The following is a 6,240-nucleotide window of genomic DNA, read 5'->3' as shown; positions in this document are numbered from 1 at the left end:
CTGGGAGAGTACCAAAGGGCAATCGATTACTATCTTCAGTCTCTAGAGATTGCACGGGAAATAGGCTTTCGCCTTGGGGAAGGGCATTTCTTGAACAATCTGGGCAATGCTTACAATTCCCTAGGAGAGTACCAAAGGGCAATCGATTACTATCAGCCGTCTCTAGAGATTGCACAGGAAATAGGCGATCGCTCTGAAGAAGGGAATTCCCTGAATGGTTTGGGCAATGCTTACAATTCCCTAGGAGAGTACCAAAGGGCAATCGATTACTATCTTCAGTCTCTGGCAATTGCATGGGAAATAGGCGATCGCTCTGAAGAAGGGAATTCCCTGAATAGTTTGGGTAATGTTTACGCTTCCCTGGGAGAGTACCAAAGGGCAATCGATTACTATCTTCAGTCTTTAGCGATTAAACAGGAAATAGGCGATCACAGTGGGATGGCTCATGTTCTCAATAATTTGGGCAATGTTTACAATTTCCAAGGAGAATACCAACGGGCAATTGAATACCATCAGAAATCTCTGACTATTGCCAAGGAAATTGATGATCGCAGTGGGATAGCTAGTTCTCTGATGGGTTTGGGCAATGCTTACGATTCCCTGGGAGAGTACCAACGGGCAAAAGAATACTATCAACACTCTTTGGCAATTCGTGAAGAAATAGGTACTCCCATCCCAGCAACATTCCCAGGTACTGGAGGGTTGACCCGCTAGAGGCTCAAGCCTTAACGACGAACCCACCCTCGTAAAGCGACAATAGTGCAATAGAAATTACCACAACCATCCCCAATGAAAGTTAAAGGAATTCTACGCGGCAAAACTATAGAGCTATTTCAAGAACTTCCCGTTCCTAATGGCATGGAAATTTTTATTGAAATTCCTGATGCTACTTTATCGAACCCTGACCCCAATTGGCAACAGCTACAAGCCATTATTGGTGCATGGAAGGATGATCAAGAAATCGGAGATATTTTTGCTCAGATTGATAGAGAACGCCATGCTGACTTGGGTGAACCGATAGATTTTGATAAATTTAACTAACTATTCAGATGTACTTGCTCGATACAAATATTTGTATAGCGATTATTCAGGGAAACCCATCAGCCATCGCTCATTTTTAGCAAAAATACCAGGACTATTATCTGGTGACTCTAGTTCTTAGAAAACTCTATAAAGGCGTCTATTGTTCGAGTCGAGTTCAGCAAAATCTGCTGATTATTGAACAATTTGCCAACCAACTGCCTAAAATTAACTTCGATGAGAATGCCGCTATCGAATTTGGCAAAATTCAAGGTGAACTCAGACAAATCGGTAGACCAACTGGACAAATTTATGCACTCATTGCCGCCGTTGCTCGTTCTCGGTCTGATTGTTTAGTTACTGATAATATGCGTCATTTTGTCAATATCCAAAATTTACACCTTGAGAATTGGTTAGTCCCTTAAATAATCGCAAAAGGCAGAATGTCGGGTGAGCAAGCATGATAAAACTGGAAACGCTTCTATTATCAGTTGGTGGCTCTAGACTCCCCTACGGTAATACCATGGAGGTTTATGTTCAACTCATCAGTCGTGAAGATTTGGGCAATAACCCAATACACTAGAACTATTCCCCAAACCCCAAAACAGCCATGTCCAAGTTAGCCTGCTATCGTTGGGTTTCGTTCCTCAACCCAACCTACAAAGGTGACATGCTCCCAAAGTCACCCGTCTCATCTTGGTCGAAGGTTGGTATGACCCGACAGAATATAAAGAGAGCGATCGCGTTCACTGTGATCTGTTCCCCAACCTTGGGCTAACGGGCCCAAAGGTGCTAAACGACAATGTCATCTAACGATTTAGACCACTACTACAGAATACTGGGACTAGAACCTGGAGCCTCCCTAGAAGAAATGAACCAAGCCTATAAAGACTTGGCATTTATTTGGCACCCCGATCGCGTCACCGAGGACAATCAGCGCTTACGCCAGAAAGCCGAAGCCAAACTCAAGGAAATTAACCAAGCGCGAGACGAACTGCGATCGCGCTAACTACGAATGGCGGTACTATTAGCATCACCAGTGAGGATGCGATCAGGTTTTCCGGTTCGGGTTTAATGCAAACCCATGGCGGAAACATTATTCTCAGAGGAAGGAAGATTAAGGGGGGTGGGGTTACCCTGAATAGTGGTAACCCCATGGGTGAGGGGGGAGGTATTCATACTAACGCGAATTCGGGTGACTTGGCAATGGTAATCTGAATATTGACATCATCACCGCCCTATAAGTGCGGTGATTCCTCACCACGCCACCTTTTTAAGGGTGATCGCTGAATAGGGGTCAAACGGGCGGGTGCGAGTCATATCAGGGCGGACAAGAGAGGATGATAATAAAACAAGTGCTAAAGCACTGACTACAAACAACAATTAACCAAATGCACCATCAACCAACACCCTGGTTCCGTCGCCGAGATATTGTCATCGCCTATACATTCCTGCGAATTGTTTTAGGCATAAACTTCTTTAACCATGGCTTTACCCGCCTCGGTAATATTCCCGGTTTTGCCCAGTCGATGGTGGATTTATTTCAAGATACATTTGTTCCCGAACCCTTAGTCAGGGCACCAGCTTTACTGGTGCCAATTGTGGAATTTATAGTCGGATTTCTAGTGACACTGGGATTAGCCACTCAAGCGGCGTTAGTCACTGGGTTTGGCTTGATGGTGGTGCTGATGTATGGAGTGACATTACTGCAAAATTGGGATACGGCAACAAGTCAATTAATTTATTGTCTGGTGTTTTTTATCTTAATTGCTGGCAATAGTTTTAATGACGTCTCCATTGATGCATGGTGGCAACGCCGGAAGACGCGATCGCAGCGTCTTGATTCCTCGGAAACTCATTAACACGTCCCAATTGCCAACTTCCGGTAGACTATTGACAATTGATGAGTACCTAATTGGGTAGTAAATTAGCCACAGTCCTGGCAAAATTAGCTTGATCAGGGAAGCCCAGGTGTAGAGGGACTCCAGGTGCAGCGGGATAAACAAAGGACAAATGACGAATGACGAATGACGAATGACAAAGGACAAATGACAAAGGACAAATGACAAAGGACAAATCTGCTGTAGACTATCTCTAGCCCCACTGTAATTGCCCAAGTTAGCGTGTTCAGCCCATCCAGTTCTGACCAATCCCCTTCCCAAAAACGTTTGCCCAATCAACGGTGGCAAATTTCTTCCGCTAACCCAGAAAAAGCCAACCAACTCGCCCAAGGTACAGGATTGTCACCCCTGCTGGGTCAAGTGTTACTTAACCGAGGATTGGACACTGTAGACCAAGCTATGGTCTATTTGTATCCAGAATCTCAGGTTATGCCCACGCCGATGGATGAATTTCCCGACTTGGCGATTAGTGTGGATATGCTCAAAGAAGCGATCGCAGAACATGAGAAAATAGCTATCTGTGGGGACTATGATGCCGATGGCATGACCAGTACCGCCTTGTTACTGCGGGCATTACGCTGGTTAGGGGCGGATGTGGACTATGCAATTCCCAGCCGGATGAAAGACGGGTATGGGATCAATACTCGTATTGTGGAAGAATTCGCTAAAGAAGGCGTGGGGCTAATTCTGACTGTGGATAATGGGATTGCAGCACATGACGCGATCGCACGCGCTGTAGAATTGGGTCTGGCTGTTATTATTACCGATCATCATGACCTTCCCCCTGAACTCCCCAACGCCGATGCAATTCTCAACCCCAAACAATTACCCGAATCTTCCCCTTACCGCAGTTTAGCTGGCGTCGGTGTCGCCTATATATTAGCCGTTACCCTCGCCCAAGACTTAGGTCAGCACCAGGGACTCACTAGCCAACTCCTAGAACTGTTTACCCTCGGTACCATTGCTGATCTCGCCCCCTTAAATGGAATTAACCGCCGTTGGTTAAAACGAGGATTGCAACGCTTACCTAAATCTCAACTGGCGGGAATTCAGGCTTTAATTCAAATGTCAGGCGTCAGTGAAGACCAAATCGCCCTGAAACCCGAAGATATCGGCTTTAAACTCGGACCGAGAATTAATGCGGTTGGGCGTTTGGCTGATCCGCAAATCGTGATTGAACTCCTCACCACCAGTGATTCTGGAATCGCCTTAGAACAGGCGATGCAATGCGAACAAATTAACCAAAAACGTCAACACCTGTGCGCGGAAATTGAGCAAGAGGCGATCGCACTAATTGAACAAGAGGAGTTAAACTGGCAACAGCAGCGGGTTCTCGTCCTTGTCCGACCGGGTTGGCATCATGGTGTAATTGGCATTGTCGCCTCACGTTTAGTGGAACGGTATGGTGTCCCAGTATTTATTGGCACCTATGAAGACGAAAATCCAGAACAGATTCGCGGTTCTGCACGAGGAATTCCAGAATTCCATGTCTTTGAAGCCCTACAATCGTGCCATGATTTATTAGGAAAATTTGGCGGACACAAAGCCGCCGGAGGCTTTACATTACCCAGTGAAAATTTAAGCGCGTTTCAAACTCAACTGAGTCACTTTGCCCATCAATGTTTAGAACCCGAACATCTAAAACCCTTAGTCTCTATTGACGTCCAAGCAAATTTTAATCAAATTAGCTATAATCTCTACCAACAAATTGACCGATTGCATCCTTGTGGGATTGAGAATCCTGACCCAATATTCTGGACGCCGAATGTGCGTGTGGTGGAACAAAAACTTGTGGGCAAAGGACATGTAAAGCTTACCCTGTCTACGGTTGACAGCACCAAGCAAATGAATGCGATCGCGTGGCGTTGGGGTGAATACTTCCCTTTACCCTCTAATGTAGATATTGCCTATAAACTCAAAGAGAATGCCTGGAATGGAACTGTAACGATTGAATTAGAGTTAGTCGGTATTCGGGTGAGTGAATCCGCCCCATCAGCGATTAAAAAAGCTGAATTTTATCACAATGAACGCCGCTATACCTGTAGTTTATGGGAATCATTAAATGAGTTACGCATTAGGAATGCTGAAGGCAAAGTGCTGGTGATTCAAAAAGGACAGCGTACCGGACTTTTAGGGTTTAAGCGGGATGATGCGAAACAAGTGGATGTTACCCAGCCTCACTATTATCAGTTAATCAAAGCTGCGACTCGTGCTTTAAAGTTGTGATTGGTCATTCGTTATTGGTCATTGGTCATTTGTCCTTTGTCATTCGTCCTTTGTCATTTAGTCGGGGCGGGTTTAGTTAGATTTGGGTGCAACTGAAACGATAGTTGTCAAACCCGCCCCGACAACTGTCATCAGATGGCTTCCCTATCTCCCGGATCTCCCCCAGCTTCCAGACGTAGCATGCTACGTCTCTACATTGCTTCCCCGGCTCCCCCGGCTCCTGATAACTGATAACTGTTCACTGATAACTGATAAATCCCCCGGCTTTAATGCATCAGGGAGCAAGATGCTGCATCAGGGAGCAAGATGCTGCATCAGGGAGCAAGATGCTCCCACTACAAGCAAACAGACGGCTACAGGTCTCCCCTAAACGCAGCCAGCAGAAAAATGACCACAGGACCAGCAATCACAATCGCCGCCAGCACGGTAAGCTGGGCAATCAGTTCCCAGTTAATATTCCCGATAAAACTTAAATCCATCTATCCTCCCGATTAACCTAATTTAGATGATGTCGTTAAAAATTGCCGATTAGATTTTACTGGCTAATTGACCAGTTTTTTTAATCAAATCAACAAAACTATACAAAATGTAATAAACTTGTCATTTATCCTGTGTCATCTATCCTTGCCTATCCGACAGACGAAAACCCGTTATCCTAGAGAAGCTTGGTAATCAATCGCTCTATGGTGAAACGCAATGGCAACTTGGCGTTGTGTAAAGCAATGTGGTGCATGCTGTTATCTTGACCCAACCGAACGCCCTGGATTAGAAACCTATCTGACACCAGAGGAGTTAGACCAGTATTTAAGCATGGTGGGGGAAGACGGCTGGTGTGTCAATTTTGATCATCAGACTCGTGAATGTCGCATTTATGCCCATCGCCCTCGCTTCTGTCGGGTGGAGGCGGATATCTTTCAGGAAATGTATGGGATTGAACCGGAGGAGTTAAACGACTTTGCGATCGATTGTTGTCGGGATCATATCAGTGATCTCTACGGCGATCGCAGTTTGGAGATGCTACGCTTTGACCGGGAAGTGGGGATGTAAGTAGGTGGGGACAATTAAGGTTAACGGTTGAGATTGTCCTTTGTCC

General features: G+C 45.6%; 6 protein-coding genes and 2 pseudogenes. 7 read left to right on the top strand and 1 reads right to left on the bottom strand.

The features are described from left to right. The 6 genes and pseudogenes from ACLFWI_RS25115 to recJ form a co-directional block, all read left to right on the top strand. Window positions 1-714: tetratricopeptide repeat protein (locus ACLFWI_RS25115; protein ID WP_446415187.1), on the top strand; the 714-nt coding region annotated here is incomplete at its 5' end. Window positions 715-789: 75 nt separating this feature from the next. Then, on the top strand, window positions 790-1,041 hold the full coding sequence (locus ACLFWI_RS25110) for a hypothetical protein (RefSeq protein WP_446415186.1): 252 nt from the start codon (window positions 790-792) through the stop codon (window positions 1,039-1,041). Between the two features lie 8 nt (window positions 1,042-1,049). Next, a pseudogene (locus ACLFWI_RS25105) lies at window positions 1,050-1,445 on the top strand (type II toxin-antitoxin system VapC family toxin). A 377-nt stretch (window positions 1,446-1,822) separates the two neighbouring features. Next, a pseudogene (locus tag ACLFWI_RS25100) lies at window positions 1,823-2,023 on the top strand (J domain-containing protein); the annotation flags it as partial. A gap of 388 nt (window positions 2,024-2,411) precedes the next feature. Then, window positions 2,412-2,882: a DoxX family protein gene (locus ACLFWI_RS25095; protein WP_446415185.1), complete on the top strand. Its 471-nt coding sequence runs from the start codon at window positions 2,412-2,414 to the stop codon at window positions 2,880-2,882. 261 nt (window positions 2,883-3,143) lie between these two features. Beyond that, on the top strand, window positions 3,144-5,147 hold the full coding sequence (gene recJ, locus ACLFWI_RS25090; protein WP_446415184.1) for a single-stranded-DNA-specific exonuclease RecJ: 2,004 nt from the start codon (window positions 3,144-3,146) through the stop codon (window positions 5,145-5,147). A gap of 353 nt (window positions 5,148-5,500) precedes the next feature. Here the strand turns inward: recJ and psb30 are convergent, their stop codons facing one another. Further along, the gene (gene psb30 / locus ACLFWI_RS25085; RefSeq protein WP_006099423.1) at window positions 5,501-5,626 is read right to left on the bottom strand and encodes a photosystem II reaction center protein Ycf12/Psb30; all 126 of its coding nucleotides are present in this window, start codon (window positions 5,624-5,626) and stop codon (window positions 5,501-5,503) included. Window positions 5,627-5,843: 217 nt separating this feature from the next. Here psb30 and ACLFWI_RS25080 point away from each other — a divergent pair, with 217 nt between their 5' ends. Next, entirely contained in the window at window positions 5,844-6,194 is a 351-nt protein-coding gene (locus ACLFWI_RS25080; RefSeq protein ID WP_446415183.1) for a YkgJ family cysteine cluster protein, read from the top strand. The last annotated feature ends 46 nt before the right edge of the window (window positions 6,195-6,240 follow it).

Source organism: Coleofasciculus sp. (assembly GCF_046539235.1).
GTDB lineage: Bacteria > Cyanobacteriota > Cyanobacteriia > Cyanobacteriales > Coleofasciculaceae > Coleofasciculus.
This window is presented reverse-complemented; position numbering and strand designations above follow the sequence as displayed.

Excerpts from the sequence above, each read along its gene's own strand:
- ACLFWI_RS25110 (WP_446415186.1), top strand. The coding sequence starts at position 790 with ATGAAAGTTAAAGGAATTCTACGCGGCAAAACTATAGAGCTATTTCAA.
- psb30 (WP_006099423.1), bottom strand. The coding sequence starts at position 5,626 with ATGGATTTAAGTTTTATCGGGAATATTAACTGGGAACTGATTGCCCAG.
- ACLFWI_RS25080 (WP_446415183.1), top strand. The coding sequence starts at position 5,844 with ATGGCAACTTGGCGTTGTGTAAAGCAATGTGGTGCATGCTGTTATCTT.
- ACLFWI_RS25095 (WP_446415185.1), top strand. The coding sequence starts at position 2,412 with ATGCACCATCAACCAACACCCTGGTTCCGTCGCCGAGATATTGTCATC.